The sequence below is a fragment of the uncultured Maribacter sp. genome, assembly GCF_947500985.1.
GTDB lineage: Bacteria > Bacteroidota > Bacteroidia > Flavobacteriales > Flavobacteriaceae > Maribacter.
The window spans coordinates 1-1,229 of sequence record NZ_CANMTX010000026.1; the positions used below are offsets into that span (position 1 = coordinate 1).

Annotated in this window: 2 protein-coding genes; both read left to right on the forward strand. The window is 37.5% G+C overall.

Going from position 1 to position 1,229, the window contains the following annotated elements; all coding sequences use genetic code 11:
• Positions 1–68 precede the first annotated feature (68 nt).
• The gene (locus Q0871_RS18605; RefSeq protein WP_116769775.1) at positions 69–335 is read left to right on the forward strand and encodes a transposase; all 267 of its coding nucleotides are present in this window, start codon (positions 69–71) and stop codon (positions 333–335) included.
• Positions 336–370: 35 nt separating this feature from the next.
• Positions 371–1,213, forward strand: coding sequence for an IS3 family transposase (locus Q0871_RS18610; protein WP_299326605.1), 843 nt, complete (start codon positions 371–373; stop codon positions 1,211–1,213).
• The last annotated feature ends 16 nt before the right edge of the window (positions 1,214–1,229 follow it).

Below are 1,229 nucleotides of genomic sequence, written 5' to 3' on the forward strand. Positions count from 1 at the left end.
TGTAGGCTTCCCTAAAAATAGGACAGTTCATAATTCGAATTTACTAACTTTAAATTCAAACTGTCAAGATGAAAAACAGCAAGTTTAGCGAGAGCCAGATTATCAAGGCTCTAAAAGAAAATCAGCAAGGAAGATCTGTTGGAGATGTTTCAAGAGAATTAGGAATAGATAAAAGCACGTTTTACTATTGGCGCAAGAAGTACGGTGGTATGGAGCAACAGCAACTTAAACGGTTGAAGGAACTGGAAGATGAGAACAATAGGTTAAAACAGATGTACGCAGATGTCAGTCTGGATAATAAGATGCTAAAGGACGTACTATCAAAAAAGTTCTAAGGCCTTCCGACAAAAGAGTTCGTGCAAAGTATCTCATCAAACAATATGTAATTCCCATCGTGCGTGCCTGTAATGTTGTAGGCCTGAGCAGGTCAATGTGGTATTACCAAAGTAAAAGAGACGATAGCGAGGTTATAGATAAACTGACCGAGTTAGCAGAAGCCTATCCTACCAGAGGTTTTGATGAGTATTACTACAAGATTCGTCGTGAAGGTCTAAAATGGAACAGAAAGCGTGTATTGCGAGTATATCGTGATATGAAGCTCAGCCTTAGGCGTAAACATAAGAAGCGTTTGATAAAGCGTATAAAACAACCTTTGGAAACTCCATCGACTCTTAATGAATGCTGGAGTATGGACTTTATGAGCGATGCCCTTATAGATGGCAGAAAGCTGCGCGTGTTCAATGTTATAGATGATTGTAACCGTGAAGCTATTGCAATCAATGCTGGACTCTCTTACCCAGCTAGAGCGGTAGTGGAAACATTGGAAAACCTCATAGAAGAAATAGGCACACCTAAATATGTTCGGTACGACAATGGACCTGAATTTATATCTAGGACATTTATGAAATGGTGTACAAAAAACCATATAGAAATTAAATATACACAGCCCGGAAAACCAATGCAAAATGGTTACATAGAACGTTTCAATAGATTTTTCAGAGAAGATATACTAGATGCATATTATTTTAACGACATCTATCAACTTCAAAAGATAAGCGACAACTGGAGAGAGGACTATAATTTTAATCATCCACATAAATCTCTGGGCAACAAATCACCTAAAGAATACATGCCCAGGTTTGATGAAGAATTTAAATTCTTCATCAAACCTGACCTAAATAATAATTATTTATCGAATTTAGAGGTGTCCTAATAAGGGGAAGCCTACA

Bases quoted from the DNA above. Each gene is read 5' to 3' on its own strand.
- Q0871_RS18605 (WP_116769775.1), top strand. From the start codon at position 69: ATGAAAAACAGCAAGTTTAGCGAGAGCCAGATTATCAAGGCTCTAAAA.